The organism is Mesorhizobium sp. CU3 (assembly GCF_006442965.1).
In the GTDB taxonomy this organism is placed as follows: Bacteria; Pseudomonadota; Alphaproteobacteria; order Rhizobiales; family Rhizobiaceae; genus Mesorhizobium.
The window spans coordinates 67718-87356 of sequence record NZ_VFWX01000011.1; the positions used below are offsets into that span (position 1 = coordinate 67718).

The window sequence follows — 19639 nt, forward strand, 5'->3', positions numbered from 1 at the left end:
TTCTTCGTGACATTTTCATCTGCCTTGGTCTAGTGTGCGCCGATAACCGAGAGGGCAGAAGACAAATCTGCTCTCCTACGCGGTCAAAGTCTTGGGAGGATGCGATCTAGGCGCGGTTACTCGCTGCCGCCGGACACCGGAAACGGATCGGACGCGTTTAAATTGCAAGGCCTCGTGCCTTGCATTTTTTTTGTGCAATCATCTGCTTAGCAATCTCCTATGCCAAACAGCTTCATGCCTGAGCAGCCATTGAAATCGAAAGCCGGCTTCCGATTTCAACTTTAGCGCGCGTATGCCGCTCAATACTTGCGAAAACTGCAGCTTTAGTGACGGACGTCCGGCGTGAAGTCGGGCATGACCCGCATGATGTCGTCGAAGCTGAAGCCCAGCCCCACCGTCAGGCCATAGAGGATACCCATCACGACCACCGTCACGATGGTTGCGCGGATGCAGGCGCGCAGCATATGCGGGCCGCGCGGCGCACTGGACACGGTGCCGAGCGTCACATCCTGATCGTCGTCCTGCGTTCGCAGGCTGAACGGAAGCACGACGAACAGCGCCAGCCACCAGGTCACGAAGAACAGCGCCGCAAACAGAACCCAGTTCATGCCTGCTCCAGTTCGACCAGCGTGCCGAAGAAATCCTTGGGGTGCAGGAACAGCACCGGCTTGCCATGTGCCCCCGTCTTCGGGTTGCCGTCGCCCAGCACGCGCGCGCCGCTCGTCTTCAAATGGTCGCGCGCCGCTAGGATGTCGTCGACCTCGTAGCAGACATGATGCATGCCGCCCGACGGGTTCTTCTCCAGGAACGCCGCGATCGGTGAAGCCTCGCCCAGCGGCTCCAGCAACTCGATCTTGGTGTTGCCGACATCGACAAACACCACGGTCACCCCATGTTCCGGCAGCGCCTGCGGCGCGGTCACTTGAGCGCCGAGCGTGTCGCGATAAGCAGCCGTCGCCGCGGCCAGATCCGGCACGGCAAGCGCGACATGGTTGAGGCGTCCAAGCATAAAGCGCTCCGCTTTTAGGGAAGTAAGGCAGTAGGGCAGTAGGAAAAAAGCAAGACAGAAGAACGCAACTGCTCGTTCTTCCCTACTCCCCTACTGCCTTACTCCCCTATTCCCTTGTTCGTCACCGCGTGACGAATACAGTCACCAGCGGCTTCTTGCCCCAGGCTTCGTTGGCGGCGCCGCGCACGGCGCGCCGAACGGCTTCCTGCACCAGATCGAGATCCTTGCGGCGCTGGCGCGGAATGGAGTCCACCGCGCCGATCGCGGCATCGAGCATCAAATCTTCCAGCGTCTCGCCCTTGGCATCGGCCTCGGCGACGCCGATCGCCACCAGGTCCGGATCGCCGGCGAGCTCGTATTTGTCATCGAGCACGACATTGACTGCGACATGGCCGGCGAAGGAGAGCTTGCGGCGGTCGCGAATCCCCATCGCCTGGTCGGTGCCGATCAGCGAGCCGTCCTTGTAGAGGCGGCCGAACGGCACCTGGTCGATGATCGTCGCCGGCCCCGGCCAGAGCCTGAGCATATCGCCGTCGCGCACCTGCGCCACCTGGCCGATGCCCGACATCGACATCAGCGAGCCCTGCGCCACCAGATGCGCCGCCTCGCCATGCACGGGAACGCCGATCTGCGGCCGCACCCATTCATACATCTTGCGAAGTTCGCTGCGGCGCGGATGTCCCGATACATGCACCAGCGCATCGCCATCCTCGATGATCTTCATGCCGAGGTCGATCAGCCGGTTCTTGATCTCCAGGATCGCCTTCTCGTTGCCCGGAATGGTGCGCGAGGAAAACACCACCGTGTCGCCGGCGGTCAGCGCCACCGACTTCATCTCGTCGCGCGACAGCTTGGCCAGCGCCGCCAGCGGCTCGCCCTGGCTGCCGGTGCAAATGATCACAAGGTTCTCGCGCGGGATGAAGCCGTAGTCTTCCTCTGCGATGAATTCAGGCAGGCCGTCCATGTAGCCGAGCTCGCCGGCGACATCGATGACGCGCTTCAGGGAACGGCCGAGCACCAGGCATTGCCGGCCGGCATCGCGCGCCGCGCGCGCGATCGACACGATACGCCCGACATTGGAAGAGAAGGTGGTGACCGCGACGCGGCCCTTGGCTTTCTCGATGACGCCCTTAAGCCCCTCGCCGACTGCCACTTCCGAAGGCGACTCGCCTTCCCTCAGCGCATTGGTGGAATCGCAGATCAGCGCCAGCACGCCCTTGTCGCCATAGGCGCGGAAACGCGCTTCGTCGGTCTTGGGCCCGATCGTCGGCGCCGGGTCGATCTTCCAGTCGCCGGTGTGGATCACCGTGCCCGCCGGCGTGGTGATCGCCAGCGACATCGGCTCGGGAATCGAGTGCGCGACAGGGATGGCCTCGATCTCGAACGGGCCGACGGTGAATTTCTCGCCCGCACGGTAGATCGACGCCGGGATCTTCGGCGCGCCCTGCTCGCCCTGCCGCTTGGCTTCGAGCAGGCCGGCGGTGAACGGAGTCATCCAGACCGGCGCCTTCAGCTTTGGCCAGATGTCGAGCAGCGCGCCGTAATGGTCCTCATGCGCATGGGTGATGACGATGCCGCGCAGGCCGTCGATGTTTTCCTCGATGAAGCGCGTGTCGGGCAGGATGAGGTCGACGCCCGGATGCGCGCTGTCGGGAAACGTCACGCCGACATCGACGACGATCCATTCGCGCGCGTCGGCGGGCCCATAGCCGTAAAGGGCGAAGTTCATGCCGATCTCGCCGACGCCGCCGAGCGGCGCGAAGACGAGTTCGGCGTTTTCCTTGTTCGCCATAAATTTCTCTTCCTTCCTGGCCCTCAGGCCAAGCCAATCAAATCAAGCCACTCAGGCGCGGGCCGACGCGACAGCGCCGAAATGCACGTCGCCGGCGGCTATCGTCAAAACCGATCCCTCATCGTCGCGGATCACGAAACGGCAGTCCTCGTCAATGGTTTCGAAGACGCCGCGCACCACATTGCCGTCAATTCTGACCGCAACCTCGCCGCCAAGGCCCGCCGCACGCGCCAGCCAGCGCTGGCGGATGGCATTGAGCCCGCGCCCGTCGTCCCACAGCCGCGCATTCTCGCTCCAGGCATCCGACAGCGCCAGGAACAGCGTCTCGGCATCACAATCGGCGCCCAGCGCCTGCAACGACGTCGCCGGATAAGGCAGATCCTGCGGATAGGCCGCGACGTTGACGCCGATGCCGACGGCCACCGCGAAACGGCCGCCTTCCAGCATGGCCGATTCCAAAAGGATGCCGGCGAGCTTGGCGCCCGAGGCCAGCACGTCGTTCGGCCATTTCAACTCGAAACGGTTGCGGCCCTGGCTGGCGCCATCGATGGCGACCGCGATCCGCCCTTTCGGCACCACGGCGTCGAGCGCGTCGGCGAGCGCCAGCCCGGCGACGAAGCCGAGCGTCGCGGCAAGCTTGAGCTCACCGCCGGGAAGAATAAGCAGCGTCGCCGCCAGATTGCCCTCGGGCATCAGCCAGGCGCGCCCGCGCCGCCCGCGTCCGCTTTCCTGCTTCTTGGTGACGACCCAGAGCCTGCCGGGATCGCCGGCCCGCGCATGCTCCAGCGCCACCGTGTTGGTGGAGCCGACGCTGTCATGCGCCTCGAGCCGGAACCCCTCCGACGCCGCGGTTGGAGCCAGCCGAAACGCCATCCCGTCAGAAGAATGTTTTGGCTGCGGCTTCGGCATAATTGCCAATCGGCCCGCCGATCAGCACGTAGAACAGCACGAAGGCGCCGCTCAAGCCGAGCACGAGGCGCAGTTCGCTGGCCATCGGCACGAAGCCGCCGACCGGCTCGTCGAACCACATGATCTTGATGATGCGCAGATAATAGTAGGCGCCCACCACCGAGGCCAGCACGCCGATGATCGCCAGCGCGTAGAGATGCGCGTTGATCGCGGCGAGGAACACGTACCACTTCCCCCAGAAGCCGGCGAGCGGCGGAATGCCGGCCAGCGAGAACATCAGGATGGTCAGGATGGTGGCCATGATCGGATTGGTCGACGACAGGCCCGCGAGATCGCTGATCTGCTCGACATTGCCTTCCTTGCGCCGCATGGCGAGGATGAAGGCGAAGGTGCCCAGCGTCATCACCAGATAGATCAGCATGTAGATGGCGACGCCGCGCACGCCGTCCTGGCTGTTGGCGGCAAGGCCGACCAGCGCATAGCCCATATGGCCGATCGAGGAATAGGCCATCAGGCGCTTGATGTTGGTCTGGCCGATAGCCGCGAAAGCGCCAAGCGCCATCGAGGCGATCGAGATGAAGACGACGATCTGCTGCCAGTCGGCGGCGACCGGCTTGAAGGCGCCCATGGTGACGCGCACGATCAGCGCCATCGCCGCCATCTTGGGCGCCGCCGCCAGGAAAGCCGTGATCGGAGTCGGCGCGCCTTCGTAGACGTCCGGCGTCCACATATGGAACGGCACGGCCGAGATCTTGAAGGCCAAGCCGGCCAGCACGAAGACCAGGCCGAAGACGAGGCCGAGCTGGCGCTCGCCGCTGGAGAGCGCCGTCGCGATCTCATGGAAGCCGGTGTTGCCGGTGTAGCCGTAGACCAGGCTGATGCCGTAGAGCAGCATGCCCGACGACAGCGCGCCCAGCACGAAATACTTCAGGCCGGCTTCGGTCGAACGCACATTGTCGCGGTTGATCGCCGCCAGCACATAAATCGCCAGCGACTGCAGTTCGAGGCCGAGATAGAGCCCGATCATGCCGTTGGCCGAGATCATCAACAGCATGCCGAGCGTGCAGAGCAGCACCAGCACCGGGAACTCGAACTTGTCGAAATGCTCCTGCTTGGCAAAGCGCATCGACATGATCAGCGTCACCGCCGAGCCGACCAGCGCCAGCACCTTCATGAAGCTGCCGAAGGCGTCCTGCACGAAGGCGCCGCCATAGGCGGCGCCCTGCCCGCCCGAGAAGATCAGCCACAGGCCGGACAGCACCAGCACGGCGACGGCCAGGCCGGTCACCGTCATGGTGTTGTTGGAGCGTGAATAGGCGCCGACCATCAGCAGCGCCAGCGCGCCGATGGCGAGGATCAGCTCCGGCGTCGAGAGCGAAAGACTGGAGTAAAGGTCCGGCGTCATAGTCTATCCCCAGTCAGTTCGCCGCCGCGGTCTGCGCGGAATTGATGGATGCGGTGACGTTGGTGACGAGCGTCTTGACCGAAGCCGCCGTCGCGTCGAACACCGGCGCCGGATAGACGCCGAAGAAGATGACCAGCACCACCAGCGGATAGACGATCGCCTTCTCGCGGGTCGAAAGGTCGAGCAGGTTCTTCAAGCTGTCCTTGGTCAGCGCGCCGAAGATGACGCGGCGGTAGAGCCAGAGCGCATAGGCCGCCGACAGGATGACGCCGGTGGCGGAGAAGAACGCCACCCAGGTGTTGACCTTGAACACGCCGAGCATGGTCAGGAATTCGCCGATGAAACCTGAGGTACCCGGGAGGCCGACATTGGCCATGGTGAAGATCAGGAACACGGTGGCGTATTTCGGCATGTTGTTGACGAGACCGCCATAGGCGTCGATCTCGCGCGTATGCATGCGGTCGTAGATGACGCCGACGCACAGGAACAGCGCGCCCGAAACGAGGCCGTGGCTTAGCATCTGGAAGATCGCCCCCTGCACGCCTTCCTGGTTCATCGCGAAGATGCCCATGGTGACGAAGCCCATATGCGCGACCGACGAATAGGCGATCAGCTTCTTCATGTCCTCCTGCATCAGCGCCACCAGCGAGGTGTAGATGATGGCGACGACCGAGAGCGTGAACACCAGCGGCGCGAACATCGCCGACGCTTCCGGGAACATCGGCAGCGAGAAGCGCAGGAAGCCGTATCCGCCCATCTTCAGGAGGATGCCGGCCAGGATGACCGAGCCGGCCGTCGGCGCCTCGACGTGCGCGTCTGGCAGCCAGGTATGCACCGGCCACATCGGCATCTTCACCGCGAAGGAAGCGAAGAAGGCGAGCCACAGCCAGGTCTGCATGTTGGCCGGGAAATGATGCGTCAAAAGCGTCGGGATGTCGGTGGTGCCCGACTGGAAGAACATCGCCATGATGGCGAGCAGCATCAGCACCGAGCCGGCCAGCGTATAGAGGAAGAACTTGAATGAGGCGTAGACGCGCCGCTTGCCGCCCCAGACGCCGATGATGATGAACATCGGGATTAGGCCGGCCTCGAAGAAGACGTAGAACAAGACGATGTCGAGCGCGCAGAACACGCCGATCATGAGCGTCTCGAGGATCAGGAAGGCGATCATATAGGCCTTGACCCGCTTCTCGATCGCTTCCCACGAGGCGAGGATGCAGAACGGCATCAGGAAGGTGGTCAGGATGACGAACAGCATCGAGATGCCATCGACGCCCATGTGGTAGGAAATGCCCGAATCCAGCCAGGCATGCTTTTCGACGAACTGGAAGCCGGCCTGCGAATTGTCGAAGCCCGTCCAGATGAACAGCGACACCACGAAGGTGAACGCCGTCGTGATGAAGGCGATGGCGCGGATGTTGCGGCGCGCGTTCTCATTGTCATCGTTGATGAACAGGATGAGCAGAACACCAACCAGTGGCAGGAAGGTGACCAGCGAGAGGATTGGCCAGTCGGTCATCAGAGCATCATCCAGGTGACGAGAGCGGCCACACCGATCAGCATGGCGAAGGCGTAGTGGTAGAGATAGCCGGTCTGCAGCTTGACGACCCGGTTGGTGACGTCGACCACGCGCGCCGAGATGCCGTCGGGACCGAGCCCATCGATGATCGTGCCGTCACCGGTCTTCCACAGGAACCGTCCGAGACGCTTGGCCGGCTGCACGAACAGGAAGTCGTAGAGCTCGTCGAAATACCACTTGTTGAGCAGGAAGGCGTAGAGGCCGCGATGCTGTGCCGCCAGTTCCTTCGGCGCCTCCGGCTTGCGGATATAGAACTGCCAGGCGACCAAAAGGCCGATCAGCATGGCGACGAAGGGCGCTAGTTCCACCCACAGCGGCAATTCGTGGATCTCGTGCAGGATCTCGTTTTCCGGCAGCGTGAACAGCGACGCCTTCCAGAAGTCGTGATAGCCCTCGCCGATGAAGGCGCCGTGGAAGATGATGCCCGCGAACAGCGCGCCGGCGGCCAGCACATAGAGCGGCACCAGCATCACCGGCGGCGATTCATGGACATGGTGCATGACCTCGTGGCTGGCGCGCGGCTCGCCGTGGAAGGTCATGAAGATCAGCCGCCAGGAATAGAAGCTGGTGAAGCAGGCGGCGATCACCAGAAGCACGAAGGCAAGGCCCGCGACCGCATTGTGGCCGGCGAAGGACGTCTCGATGATGGCGTCCTTGGAGAAGAAGCCGGCGGTGCCGATCACCGTCGCCGGGATGCCGACACCGGTCAGCGCCAACGTGCCGATGATCATCATCCAGTAGGTGGTCGGGATCAGCTTCCTGAGACCGCCCATCTTGCGCATGTCCTGCTCGTCGGACACCGCATGGATGACCGAGCCGGAGCCGAGGAACAGCAGCGCCTTGAAGAAGGCGTGCGTGAACAGATGGAAGATCGCCGCGCCATAGGCACCGACGCCGAGCGCCACGAACATGTAGCCGAGCTGCGAGCAAGTCGAATAGGCGATGACGCGCTTGATGTCGTTCTGCACGAGGCCAACGGTCGCCGCGAAGAAGGCCGTGAAAGCGCCGATGAAGGTAACGACGGTCAGCGCCGTATGCGAGAGTTCGAACAGCGGTGAGAGCCTGGCCAGCATGAACACGCCGGCGGTCACCATAGTCGCGGCGTGGATGAGCGCGGAGACCGGCGTCGGACCCTCCATGGCGTCCGGCAGCCAGGTGTGCAGCGGCACCTGCGCCGACTTGCCCATGGCGCCCATGAAGAGCAGCAGGCAGACCACCGTCAGCGCCGACTGCTTGTCCAGCGCATGACCGAGGAAGGTCAGCACCGCGGCGCCCGCCGGCGCGCCTTCGGTCGGCAGGAAGGACGCCGCATTGGCGAAGATGGTGCCGAGGTTGACCGAGCCGAACAGCACGAACACGCCGAAGATACCGAGCGCGAAACCGAAGTCGCCGACGCGGTTGACGACGAAAGCCTTGATCGCCGCGGCATTGGCCGACGGCTTCTTGTACCAGAAGCCGATCAGGAGATAGGAGGCGAGACCGACGCCTTCCCAGCCGAAGAACATCTGGATGAGGTTGTCGGCGGTCACCAGCATCAGCATGGCGAAGGTGAACAGCGAAAGATAGGCGAAGAAGCGCGGCCTATTCGGGTCGTGGTGCATGTAGCCGATCGAATAGATATGGACCAGCGCCGACACGGTGTTGACGACGACCAGCATCACCACCGTCAGCGTGTCGATGCGGAGCGCCCAGGAGGCGTCGATGCCGCCCGACTGGATCCAGCGCAGCACCGGCACGGTGAACACCTCGCCATGGCCGAAGCCGACGGTGAAGAAGGCGATCCACGACAGCACCGCGGCGACCACCAGGAAGCCGGAGGTGATGTATTCGGATGCCTTGGCGCCGAGCGAATTGCCGAACACGCCGACAATCAGGAAGCCAAGCAGCGGGAGGAAGACGATAGCCTGATACATGGTGGTTCCCGTCAACCCTTCATCGCGCTCACGTCTTCGACCGCGATCGAGCCGCGGTTGCGGAAGAAGACGACAAGAATGGCAAGACCGATCGCCGCCTCGGCCGCCGCGACCGTCAGCACGAACAGGGCGAAGACCTGTCCGACGAGGTCATGCAGCGCCGCCGAGAAAGCGACGAAATTGATGTTGACCGCGAGCAGGATGAGTTCGACCGACATCAGGATGACGATGATGTTGCGGCGGTTCAGGAAGATGCCGAAGACGCCCAGCGTGAACAGGATCGCCGATACGGTCAGATAATGCGCGATGCCGACGACCATCTTCAGATACCCTCGCCCGACTTGACCTTGCGTATTTCCATGCCCGTCGCCGGCGTGCGGCCGACCTGGGCGGCGATCGACTGCCGCTTGACCCCTTCCTTGTGGCGCAGCGTCAAGACGATGGCGCCAATCATGGCGACCAGCAGCACCAGGCCGGAAATCTGGAAGTAGTAGAGGTAGTCCGTATAGAGGATGTCGCCGAGCGCTGCCGTGTTGGAGCGCGTGGCGAGGTCCGGCGTCTGTTTCGCCACCGTCGCGGCAAGCCGGGGCGCGAAGGTGTAGCCGCCGAGCACGATGATCAGCTCGGCCGCCAGGATAAGGCCGACCAGCGCGCCGATCGGCGCATATTGCAGCGCGCCCTGCTTCATCTCGGCGAAGTCGACGTCGAGCATCATGACGACGAACAGGAAAAGCACCATCACCGCGCCGACATAGACGACGAGCAGGATCATCGCCAGGAACTCGGCGCCCGTCAGCATGAACAGACCGGCGGCGTTGAAGAAGGTCAGGATCAGGAACAGCACGGAATGCACGGGGTTGCGCGACGAAATGACCATGAAGGCCGACGCCACGGCGATAAAGGCGAAGAGGTAGAAGAAAGCCGCCTCTAATCCAGTCAGCATGGGATTCCCCGGGTTCCTGTCCGGACAAAAGGCTCAGCGCCTCCTGCCCGATGTTCGCCGCCGCCTCCGGCTGGCAAAGTTGCGTGTTCCTTAGACGAGGCCCCTCGCCCCGTCCATGCGTCAAATGTCAGCGATAGGGCGAGTCCAGCGCGATGTTGCGCGCCAGTTCCCGCTCCCAGCGATCGCCGTTGGCGAGCAGCTTTTCCTTGTTGTAGTAGAGCTCCTCGCGCGTCTCGGTCGCGAATTCGAAGTTCGGCCCCTCGACGATGGCGTCGACCGGGCAGGCTTCCTGGCAGAAGCCGCAATAGATGCACTTCACCATGTCGATATCGTAGCGCACGGTGCGGCGCGTGCCGTCGTTGCGGCGCGGGCCGGCCTCGATGGTGATCGCCTGCGCCGGGCAGATCGCTTCGCACAGCTTGCAGGCGATGCAGCGTTCCTCGCCGTTCGGATACCGGCGCAGCGCATGTTCACCGCGGAAGCGCGGGCTGGTCGGCCCCTTCTCGTGCGGATAGTTGATCGTCTCCTTCGGCGCGAAGAACTGGCGCATCGACAGGAAGAAGGCGCTGACGAAATCCTTCAGCAGCAGCGATTTTGCGGCTTGGCCAAGAGCGGACATCACGCAAACCCCGTGATCTTGAGGAAGGCCGCGGTGGCGACGACCATGAAGAGCGAGATCGGCAGGAACACCTTCCAGCCCAGCCGCATCAGCTGGTCGTAGCGGTAGCGCGGCACGAATGCCTTCACCATCGAGAACATGAAGAACATCAGGCAAATCTTCAGCACGAACCAGATCACCCCTGGAACCCAGGTGAAGGGCGCGAAGTTGAACGGCGGCAGCCAGCCGCCGAGGAACAGGATGGTGGCCAAGGCGCACATCATGACGACGGCGACATATTCGCCGAGGAAGAACAGCAGGAACGGCGTCGAGGAATATTCGACCATGTGGCCGGCGACCAGTTCCGACTCGGCCTCGACGAGGTCGAAGGGCGGGCGGTTGGTCTCGGCCAACGCCGAGATGAAGAAGATCACGAACATCGGCAGCAGCGACAGCCAGTGCCAGTCGAGGAAGGTGTTGGGCAGGCCGAGCTTGGTGCCGAGACCATCCTGCTGCGACATGACGATGTCGGAGAGGTTGAGCGAGCCGACGCAGAGCAGCACCGTGACGATGACGAAGCCGATCGAGACTTCGTAAGACACCATCTGCGCGGCCGAACGCAGCGCGCCGAGGAACGGATATTTCGAATTCGACGCCCAGCCGCCCATGATGACGCCATAGACCTCGAGCGAGGAGATGGCGAAGACATAGAGGATGCCGACATTGATGTTGGCGATCGCCCAGCCCTCATTGACCGGAATGACCGCCCAGGCCGAGATCGCCAGCACCGCCGAGACCAGAGGCGCCAGCAGGAAGACGCCCTTGTTGGCGCCCGACGGGATCACCGGCTCCTTGAAGACGAATTTCAAAAGGTCGGCGAACGCCTGCAGCGTGCCGAACGGACCGACGACGTTCGGGCCGCGGCGCAACTGCACCGCCGCCCAGATCTTGCGGTCGGCATAGAGCAGATAGGCGACGCCGATCAGGAGCACGACGATCAGCACCACCGACTTCAACAGGATCAGCAGCGCCGGCAGCACGTAGAAGGAGAGGAAGGTGTCCATGCTTACTCCGCCGCCTGCTTGAAGCCGCTCTTGGCCAGCGCCGAGCATTCGGCCATCACGGCCGACGCCCGCGCGATCGGGTTGGTCAGATAGAAGTCCTTCACCGAAGAGGTGAAGGTGCCCTTGTTCAGGCGCCCGCCGAGCTTCGCCGCCTTGGCGACGTCGTCGGCGCTGCCGGCCAGAACCTGGTCGATGCGCGCGAGATGAGGGAACTCGCCATAGAGCTTGGCGCGCAGCTGCGGCAGCGAATCGAAGGGCAGCTTCTTGCCGAGCACGTCCGACAGCGCCCTCAGGATCGCCCAGTCCTCACGCGCTTCGCCCGGCGCGAAGCCGGCGCGGTTGGTCTGCTGCACGCGGCCTTCGGTGTTGACATAGGTGCCCGACTTCTCGGTGTAGGCCGCCGCCGGCAGGATGACGTTGGCGCGATGCGCGCCGGCATCGCCATGCGTGCCGATATAGACGACGAAGGCGCCGCCGGTCGCAGCCATGTCGATCTCGTCGGCGCCGAGCAGGAAGAGCAGATCCGTCTCGCCGAGCATGCCGGCGACGTTCTTGCCGCCCTCGCCCGGCACGAAGCCGACATCGAGGCCGCCGACGCGTGCCGCCGCATTGTGCAGCACCGCAAAGCCGTTCCAGTCGGCGGTGACTGCATTGACGGCCGCCGCGAGCTTCGCCGCCTGGCCGAGCACCGCCGCGCCGTCGCCGCGCGCCAGCGCGCCCTGGCCGACGATGATCAGCGGATGCGTGGCCTTGCTCAAGACCTCGAAGAACTTGCCAGTGCCGTCGGCCAGCCCCTTCAGGGACTCCGGACCGGCGCCGATCAGCTCATACTCGTAGCGGGTGTCGCCGATCTCGCCGATGACGCCGACCGGCAGATTGCCGACGCGCCAGCGCTTGCGGATGCGGGCGTTGAGCACCGAAGCCTCGAAGCGCGGATTGGCGCCGATGATCAGCACCGCGTCGGCCTGCTCGATGCCTTCGATCGTCGGGTTGAAGATATAGCTGGCGCGGCCGAGCGTGGGATCGAGCGCGGCGCCATCCTGACGGCAATCGATGTTCTTCGAGCCGAGCGCGCTCATCAGGAGCTTCAGCGCATAGATTTCCTCGACCGCCGCGAGGTCGCCGGCGATCGCACCGATCCGCTCGGGCGCGGTCTTGCCCACCTGTTCCTTGATCGCGGCGAAGGCTTCGGCCCAGCTTGCCGGTGCAAGCTTGCCGTTCTTGCGCACATAGGGGCGGTCGAGGCGCTGCGTGCGCAAGCCGTCCCAGATGAAGCGCGTCTTGTCGGAGATCCACTCCTCGTTCACCTGTTCGTTGACGCGCGGCAGGATGCGCATCACTTCGCGGCCGCGGCTGTCGACGCGGATCGCCGAGCCGACGGCGTCCATGACGTCGATCGATTCGGTCTTGGTCAGTTCCCACGGCCGCGCCTGGAAGGCGAAAGGCTTGGAGGTCAGCGCGCCGACCGGGCAAAGGTCGATGACATTGCCCTGCAGTTCCGACGTCATCGCCTGTTCGAGATAGGTGGTGATCTCGGCGTCCTCGCCGCGGCCAATCAGGCCGAGCTCGGAGATGCCAGCGACCTCGGTGGTGAAGCGGACGCAGCGCGTGCAGTGGATGCAGCGGTTCATCACCGTCTTCACCAGCGGGCCGATATACTTGTCTTCGACCGCGCGCTTGTTCTCGTGATAGCGCGAGGAATCGACGCCGAAGGCCATCGCCTGGTCCTGCAGGTCGCACTCGCCGCCCTGGTCGCAGATCGGGCAATCCAGCGGATGGTTGATCAGCAGGAATTCCATCACGCCTTCGCGGGCCTTCTTGACCATCGGCGTGTTGGTGAAGATTTCCGGCGGCTCGCCGTTCGGGCCGGGGCGCAGGTCGCGCACGCCCATGGCGCAGGAGGCCTGCGGCTTGGGCGGGCCGCCCTTCACCTCGATCAGGCACATGCGGCAATTGCCGGCGATGGACAGCCGCTCGTGGAAGCAGAAGCGCGGCACTTCCGCACCGGCATCCTCCGCCGCCTGCAGCAGCGTGTAGTGGTCGGGTACCGTGATCTCTTTCCCGTCGACCTTGAGCTTTGCCATTCGCCTCAAACCTCTGCGGATGTCCCGCAACCCATCTTTCCGGGCGCGGCTTGCGCCGCGCCCGGTATCTCAATCACTTCTTGGCGGCCAGTGCCGCCGCCTGCCGGGTCCAGTCGTCGCGGCCGATGCGGCCGGTAAGCGACAGATAGTCCTCGACCCAGGCGATCTCTTCCGACGTCCAGGCGGCGATCTGGCCATAGGTCCAGATGCCGAGCCCGTTGAGCACCTTCTCCAGCTTCGGACCGACGCCCGAAATCGCCTTCAGGTCCGACGGCTTCGCCGGCTTGTCGACCGCCTTCGGCTGGCGGAAATCTTCAGGCATCAGCGCCTGCGTCGCCGGCTCCTCGACGGCATCGGCGCCGATCGCCTTCTCGGTCGCGGTCGCAGCGATGTCGGTGACGTCGCGGGCAAAGGTCTGCGCCTCGGCGATCAGCGTCTCGGTCGCCTTGCGCGCCTTGGACGAATGGGCGGCCGCTTCCGTCTGCGCCTCGAGGTCGTCGAGGAACGGCTGGAACATGCGCTGCGAGGCTTCGAGCGCGCCGGTGAAGGCGCCCATCCACATGCCGACGGCGTGGTTGGCGAGGCCGATGCCGAGCGCCGACATCGCGGCGGCGCCGGCAACCGGATGCGCGAAAAGGTTGACGGCGCTGGCCATCTCCTTCGGCATCATCCTGGTCAGGTCCTGGTTCATCTTCTCGAGTTGTTCCAAATCAGGCATCAACGGGTAGGGTATCGAATACGGCGCCATAGAATTCTCCTGGTCGTTTCTTCGTTGCCCCGCCCCTGCGTTCCGTCCCGGGCTTTCGCCCGCATTCCAAAATCTATTCCGCCGCGACCATCACCGGCTCGACCCGGTGCGCGTTGCGGGAAAACTCGTCGATGCGGCGTTCCACCTCGCCGCGGAAATGTCGCATCAGGCCCTGGATCGGCCAGGCCGCCGCGTCGCCGAGCGCGCAGATCGTGTGACCTTCGACCTGCTTGGTGACGTCGAGCAGCATGTCGATCTCGCGCTTCTGCGCCTCGCCGCGCACCAGCCGCTCCATCACCCGCCACATCCAGCCGGTGCCTTCGCGGCACGGCGTGCACTGGCCGCAGCTTTCATGCTTGTAGAAGTAGGACAACCGGGCGATCGCCTTCACGACGTCGGTCGACTTGTCCATGACGATGACAGCGGCCGTGCCGAGGCCGGATTTGAGATCGCGCAACGCGTCGAAATCCATCGGCGCGTCGATGATCTGCTCGGCCGGCACCAGCGGCACCGAAGCGCCGCCCGGAATGACCGCAAGCAGATTGTCCCAGCCGCCGCGGATGCCGCCGCAATGCTCCTCGATCAGTTCGCGGAACGGGATCGACATCGCCTCTTCGAAGGTGCACGGGTTGTTGACGTGGCCGGAGACGCAGAACAGCTTGGTGCCGGCATTGTTCGGCCGGCCGAAGGACGAGAACCAGGCCGCGCCGCGGCGCAGGATGGTCGGCGCAACCGCGATCGACTCGACGTTGTTCACTGTTGTCGGGCAACCGTACAAGCCGACATTGGCCGGGAAAGGCGGCTTCAGCCTGGGCTGGCCCTTCTTGCCTTCCAGGCTTTCGAGCAGCGCGGTTTCCTCGCCGCAGATATAGGCGCCGGCGCCGTGATGCATATAGACGTCGAAATCGTAGCCGGACGTGTTGTTCTTGCCGATGAGCTTGGCGGCATAGGCCTCGTCGATCGCGCGCTGCAGCGCCTCGCGCTCGCGGATGAACTCGCCGCGCACATAGATGTAGGCGGCGATCGCGCCCATGGCGAAGCCGGCGACCAGCGCGCCCTCGACCAGCGTGTGCGGATCGTTGCGCAGGATGTCGCGGTCCTTGCAGGTGCCCGGCTCGGATTCGTCGGCATTGATGACCAGATAGCTCGGACGACCGTCGCTCTGCTTGGGCATGAACGACCATTTCAAGCCGGTCGGGAAGCCGGCGCCGCCACGGCCGCGCAGGCCGGACGCCTTCATCTCGTTGACGATCCAGTCGCGCCCCTTGGCGATCAGGCCCGGCGTGTCGTCCCAGATGCCGCGCGACTGCGCGCCGGCCAGCGACGTGTCGAAGAGGCCGTAGATGTTGGTAAAGATACGGTCTTTGTCCTGAAGCATTGTTCGTCCCTCAGACCGGCTTCTTGCCGAAGACACGGATGTATTCGGCGACGCCGCCCTTGGCGAGCGCCTTGGCCTGCTTCACCCAATCATCACGGTCGATGCGGCCATGGAAAGAAAGATATCCGTCGACCCATTCGCGCTCGGCCTTCTTCCACGAAGCGACCTGCGCAAAGGTGTAGATGCCCAACGAATGCAGCACGCCTTCGATCTTCGGGCCGACGCCGGAGATCAGCTTGAGATCGTCGACCGCCGCCGGCTTCTCGATGCCGGCCGGACGGTTCTTGTCGTCGAGCGAAGGCTTTGCCGGCTTGGCGGCGGCAGCCTTGGCCGGCGCGGTTTTCGCCGTGTCCACGGCCGCGAGCTTGGCCGGCGCGGGAGCCGAGGGCGCAGCCGCAGCAGGCGCCGCTGCTGCCGGCGCAGGAGCTGGTGTCGCCGGTGCGGCAGCCGGCGCCGCGGCAGCGGCGTCCTTGGCCGCCTTTGCGGCAGCCTTGGCTTCCTTGTCGCGGGTCGACTTCAGGATCGCCTTTTCGCTGGTCAGCGTCTTCAAGCCGCCGGCCGGCTCGGAACCGTGGCGGCCGTTCTGCGGACCGGGCTTGACCTCGGCGCCCTTGCCGGCGTCGTAGAGATCGATGATCTCGGCCAGCCGCTCCGGCGTCAGGTCCTCGAAAGTGTCCTTGAAGATCATGACCATCGGCGCGTTGACGCAGGCGCCGAGGCATTCGACCTCTTCCCACGACAGTGTGCCCTTGTCGTTGGTGTGGAACTGGTCGTGGTGGATTTTCGAGCGGCAGACGTCCATCAGCGCTTCCGAGCCGCGCAGCATGCAGGGCGTGGTGCCGCAGACCTGGATATGCGCGCGCGTGCCGACCGGATTGAGCTGGTACTGGGTGTAGAAGGTCGCGACCTCGAGACCGCGGATGCGTGGCATGCCGAGCATGTCGGAGATCGACTCGATCGCCGCCTTGGTGACCCAGCCTTCCTGCTCCTGCGCGATCATCAGCAACGGGATGATCGCCGACTGCTCGCGCCCCTTCGGATATTTGGCGATCCACTGCTCGGCCGCCGCCGCATTCGCCTTGTTGAAGGCGAAGGAGGCTGGCTGGACGCTGGCATCTGCGAGACGGCGGACTGACATTTAGCGATCGACCTCACCAAACACGATGTCGAGGGAGCCAAGCACGGCGGTGACGTCGGCCAGCATGTGGCCGCGGCACAGGAAATCCATGGCTTGCAGATGGGCGAAGCCGGGCGCGCGCAGCTTGCAGCGATAGGGCTTGTTGGTGCCGTCAGAGACCAGGTAGACGCCGAATTCGCCCTTCGGCGCCTCGACGGCGGCGTAAACCTCGCCGGCCGGCACGCGGTAGCCCTCGGTGTAGAGCTTGAAGTGATGGATCAGCGCTTCCATTGACCGCTTCATCGCCTGACGCTTCGGCGGCACCACCTTGCCGTCGAGGTTCGACACTGGGCCGGCGCTTTCCTTGCCGAGCAGCAGATCGACGCACTGGCGCATGATCTTGGCCGACTGGCGCATCTCTTCCATGCGCACCAGGTAACGGTCGTAGCAGTCGCCGTTCTTGCCGATCGGAATGTCGAAATCCATCTCCGAATAGCATTCATAGGGCTGCGATTTGCGCAGGTCCCAAGCGGCGCCCGAGCCGCGCACCATGACGCCCGAAAAGCCCCAGGCCCAGGCATCGGCCAGCGACACGATGCCGATATCGACATTGCGCTGCTTGAAGATGCGGTTGCCGGTCAACAGCGCGTCGAGATCGTCGATCGACTTGAGGAAAGGGTCGATCCACTTGCCGATGTCCTCGATCAGCTTCTGCGGCAGGTCCTGGTGCACGCCGCCCGGCCGGAAATAGGCCGCATGCATGCGCGAACCCGAAGCGCGTTCGTAGAACACCATCAGCTTTTCGCGCTCGACGAAGCCCCACAACGGCGGCGTCAGCGCGCCCACGTCCATCGCCTGCGTCGTCACATTCAAGATGTGCGACATGATGCGGCCCATCTCGGAATAGAGCACGCGGATCAGCTGGCCGCGCTTCGGCACCTCGATGCCGAGCAGACGCTCGGCAGCCAAAGCGAAGGCGTGCTCCTGATTCATCGGCGCGCAATAGTCGAGCCGATCGAGATAAGGCACGGCCTGCAGATAGGTCTTGGCCTCGATCAGCTTTTCGGTGCCGCGATGCAGCAAGCCGATATGCGGATCGACGCGATCGACCACCTCACCGTCAAGCTCCAGCACCAGGCGCAAAACGCCATGCGCCGCAGGATGCTGCGGACCGAAGTTGATGTTGAAGTTGCGGACGGAGGTTTCAGCCATTGTGGCGCCTCAATTCGTCTTGGCTTTTTCGTCCCCGGGCAGGACGTAGTCCGTCCCTTCCCAAGGCGAGAGGAAATCGAAATTGCGGAATTCCTGCTTGAGCTCGACCGGCTCGTAGATGACGCGCTTGGCTTCGTCATCGTAGCGAACCTCGACGAAGCCGGTCAGCGGGAAATCCTTGCGCAGCGGATGGCCGTCGAAACCGTAGTCGGTGAGGATACGGCGCAGGTCCGGATGGCCGGAAAACAGCACGCCGTAGAGATCGTAGGTCTCGCGCTCGAACCAGTCGGCGCCCGGGTAGACTGATGTCAGCGACGGCACCAGCGTTTCCTCGCCGGCGTGAACCTTGAGCCGAATGCGGACATTCTGCTTCGGCGACAGAAGATGGTAGACGACGTCGAAGCGCTCGGCGCGGGAAGGATAGTCCGCGCCGGAAATGTCGATGATCGAGATGAACTGGCAGCGCGGGTCGTCGCGCAGGAAGGTCGCCACCTCGATCAGATTGGCCGGCTCGACCAGAACCGTCAGCTCGCCATAGGCAAGCACGGCATCGCCGATGCGGCCGGAGAGCTTCTCGCCGAGATAGGTGGAGAGGTCGTTCAACGCCTGGGTCATCGACTCACCGTTCGATCGTGCCGGTGCGGCGGATCTTCTTCTGCAGAAGGAGAATGCCGTAAAGCAGCGCTTCGGCGCTCGGCGGGCAGCCGGGCACATAGATGTCTACCGGCACGATGCGGTCGCAGCCGCGCACCACTGAGTAGGAATAGTGGTAGTAGCCGCCGCCATTGGCGCACGAACCCATCGAGATGACGTAGCGCGGCTCCGGCATCTGGTCGTAGACCTTGCGCAGCGCCGGCGCCATCTTGTTGGTCAGCGTGCCGGCGACGATCATGATGTCGGACTGGCGCGGGGACGCGCGCGGCGCGACGCCAAACCTTTCCGAGTCGTAGCGCGGCATCGAGGTATGGATCATCTCGACCGCGCAGCAGGCGAGGCCGAAGGTCATGAACATCAGCGAGCCGCTGCGCGCCCAGGTAATCAGCGCCTCGGTCGAGGTCACAAGAAAACCCTTGTCGGCCAGCTCGTCATTGATCTGCAGGAAAAACGGATCGTCCTCGCCTACCGGCCGGCCGGTGTTGGGGTCGATGATGCCCTTGGGCTTCGGCGCGACGAGGGTGCCTGAACTGTCGTTCAATCCCATTCCAGCGCTCCTTTTTTCCATTCATAGGCAAAGCCGATGGTCAGCACCGCCAGAAACACCATCATCGACCAGAAGCCGAGCATGCCGACTTTAGAAAAGGACACCGCCCACGGGAACAGGAAGGCGACCTCGAGGTCGAAGATGATGAACAGGATCGACACCAGATAGAAGCGGATGTCGAATTTCATGCGGGCATCGTCGAACGAATTGAAGCCGCATTCATAGGCGGAAAGCTTTTCCGGGTCGGGATTGCGGTAGGCCACGAGGAACGGCGCCACCAGCAGCGCCAGGCCGACGACCAGCGCAATGGCGATGAACAGGACGATGGGCAGATACGAACTCAGGAGTGCGCTCATGCGGCGGCTTTCCGTTGGCGGGCCAGTTCACTTTGATTACAGCAACGAACTCTAATGCGGAAGCGTGACAGTTTAACCGCTGAACCGTTTTAAGAGGCCCATGCTGCAACGCGGCGACGGTTAGCGCAGCGGTTCCGGTGACGCAAGTCAAACCTTGTTCAAATCGCGGCCCTGGACGCCTTATCGGAAGAAACTGGTCCGATCCGCTCCCGTTTGATTTCCTTCACTTTTTACTCCACTTTTATCTCCTGACATATCTCCCGCCATTTGCCTGCTAGCATGAGCGGAATCACCGGCTAAAAATCCGGCAAACAATCAGGGCAAAGGCGCC

19 protein-coding genes are annotated in these 19639 nt (G+C 63.7%); all 19 read right to left on the reverse strand.

Annotation, left to right across the window (positions count from 1 at the left end; genetic code table 11):
* Positions 1-323 precede the first annotated feature (323 nt).
* Positions 324-608 carry a DUF1467 family protein gene (locus FJ988_RS18095; RefSeq protein WP_140819711.1) on the reverse strand — a complete coding sequence of 95 codons (285 nt, stop codon included), beginning with the start codon at positions 606-608 and terminating at the stop codon, positions 324-326.
* A complete protein-coding gene (mce, locus tag FJ988_RS18100) occupies positions 605-1009 on the reverse strand; it encodes a methylmalonyl-CoA epimerase (protein ID WP_140819712.1) in 405 nt (134 codons plus the stop codon). The genes FJ988_RS18095 and mce overlap by 4 nt, the downstream gene beginning before the upstream one ends.
* 121 nt (positions 1010-1130) lie before the next feature.
* The gene (locus tag FJ988_RS18105) at positions 1131-2801 is read right to left on the reverse strand and encodes a ribonuclease J (protein WP_140819713.1); all 1671 of its coding nucleotides are present in this window, start codon (positions 2799-2801) and stop codon (positions 1131-1133) included.
* Positions 2802-2852: 51 nt separating this feature from the next.
* Entirely contained in the window at positions 2853-3674 is an 822-nt protein-coding gene (locus FJ988_RS18110; protein WP_140819714.1) for a biotin--[acetyl-CoA-carboxylase] ligase, read from the reverse strand.
* 4 nt (positions 3675-3678) lie between these two features.
* On the reverse strand, positions 3679-5115 hold the full coding sequence (gene nuoN / locus FJ988_RS18115; RefSeq protein WP_140819715.1) for an NADH-quinone oxidoreductase subunit NuoN: 1437 nt from the start codon (positions 5113-5115) through the stop codon (positions 3679-3681).
* A 13-nt stretch (positions 5116-5128) separates the two neighbouring features.
* Positions 5129-6634 (reverse strand): NADH-quinone oxidoreductase subunit M, encoded by a 1506-nt coding sequence (locus FJ988_RS18120; RefSeq protein ID WP_140819716.1) that lies wholly within the window; start codon positions 6632-6634, stop codon positions 5129-5131.
* Positions 6634-8607, reverse strand: a complete 1974-nt coding sequence (gene nuoL, locus FJ988_RS18125) for an NADH-quinone oxidoreductase subunit L (RefSeq protein ID WP_140819717.1) — start codon at positions 8605-8607, stop codon at positions 6634-6636. The genes FJ988_RS18120 and nuoL overlap by 1 nt, the downstream gene beginning before the upstream one ends.
* An 11-nt stretch (positions 8608-8618) precedes the next feature.
* Entirely contained in the window at positions 8619-8927 is a 309-nt protein-coding gene (gene nuoK, locus FJ988_RS18130) for an NADH-quinone oxidoreductase subunit NuoK (protein ID WP_040982022.1), read from the reverse strand.
* A 2-nt stretch (positions 8928-8929) separates the two neighbouring features.
* A complete protein-coding gene (locus FJ988_RS18135; protein WP_140819718.1) occupies positions 8930-9550 on the reverse strand; it encodes an NADH-quinone oxidoreductase subunit J in 621 nt (206 codons plus the stop codon).
* 127 nt (positions 9551-9677) lie between these two features.
* Entirely contained in the window at positions 9678-10169 is a 492-nt protein-coding gene (gene nuoI / locus FJ988_RS18140; protein ID WP_140819719.1) for an NADH-quinone oxidoreductase subunit NuoI, read from the reverse strand.
* Complete coding sequence (gene nuoH / locus FJ988_RS18145) at positions 10169-11212, reverse strand: NADH-quinone oxidoreductase subunit NuoH (protein ID WP_140819720.1); 1044 nt, start codon at positions 11210-11212, stop codon at positions 10169-10171. Before nuoH ends, nuoI begins: the two co-directional genes overlap by 1 nt.
* Before the next feature lie 2 nt (positions 11213-11214).
* Positions 11215-13296 carry an NADH-quinone oxidoreductase subunit NuoG gene (gene nuoG, locus FJ988_RS18150; RefSeq protein ID WP_140819721.1) on the reverse strand — a complete coding sequence of 694 codons (2082 nt, stop codon included), beginning with the start codon at positions 13294-13296 and terminating at the stop codon, positions 11215-11217.
* Positions 13297-13369: 73 nt separating this feature from the next.
* Positions 13370-14044 (reverse strand): NADH-ubiquinone dehydrogenase, encoded by a 675-nt coding sequence (locus FJ988_RS18155; protein WP_140819722.1) that lies wholly within the window; start codon positions 14042-14044, stop codon positions 13370-13372.
* A 73-nt stretch (positions 14045-14117) separates the two neighbouring features.
* Positions 14118-15422 (reverse strand): NADH-quinone oxidoreductase subunit NuoF, encoded by a 1305-nt coding sequence (gene nuoF, locus FJ988_RS18160; protein WP_140819723.1) that lies wholly within the window; start codon positions 15420-15422, stop codon positions 14118-14120.
* A 10-nt stretch (positions 15423-15432) separates the two neighbouring features.
* On the reverse strand, positions 15433-16560 hold the full coding sequence (gene nuoE / locus FJ988_RS18165; protein WP_140819724.1) for an NADH-quinone oxidoreductase subunit NuoE: 1128 nt from the start codon (positions 16558-16560) through the stop codon (positions 15433-15435).
* A complete protein-coding gene (locus tag FJ988_RS18170; RefSeq protein ID WP_112099997.1) occupies positions 16561-17751 on the reverse strand; it encodes an NADH-quinone oxidoreductase subunit D in 1191 nt (396 codons plus the stop codon).
* A 9-nt stretch (positions 17752-17760) separates the two neighbouring features.
* On the reverse strand, positions 17761-18366 hold the full coding sequence (locus FJ988_RS18175; RefSeq protein WP_140819725.1) for an NADH-quinone oxidoreductase subunit C: 606 nt from the start codon (positions 18364-18366) through the stop codon (positions 17761-17763).
* A 4-nt stretch (positions 18367-18370) separates the two neighbouring features.
* Complete coding sequence (locus FJ988_RS18180) at positions 18371-18952, reverse strand: NADH-quinone oxidoreductase subunit B family protein (RefSeq protein ID WP_140819726.1); 582 nt, start codon at positions 18950-18952, stop codon at positions 18371-18373.
* Positions 18943-19308: an NADH-quinone oxidoreductase subunit A gene (locus FJ988_RS18185; protein ID WP_140819727.1), complete on the reverse strand. Its 366-nt coding sequence runs from the start codon at positions 19306-19308 to the stop codon at positions 18943-18945. The genes FJ988_RS18180 and FJ988_RS18185 overlap by 10 nt, the downstream gene beginning before the upstream one ends.
* Between the last annotated feature and the right edge of the window lie 331 nt (positions 19309-19639).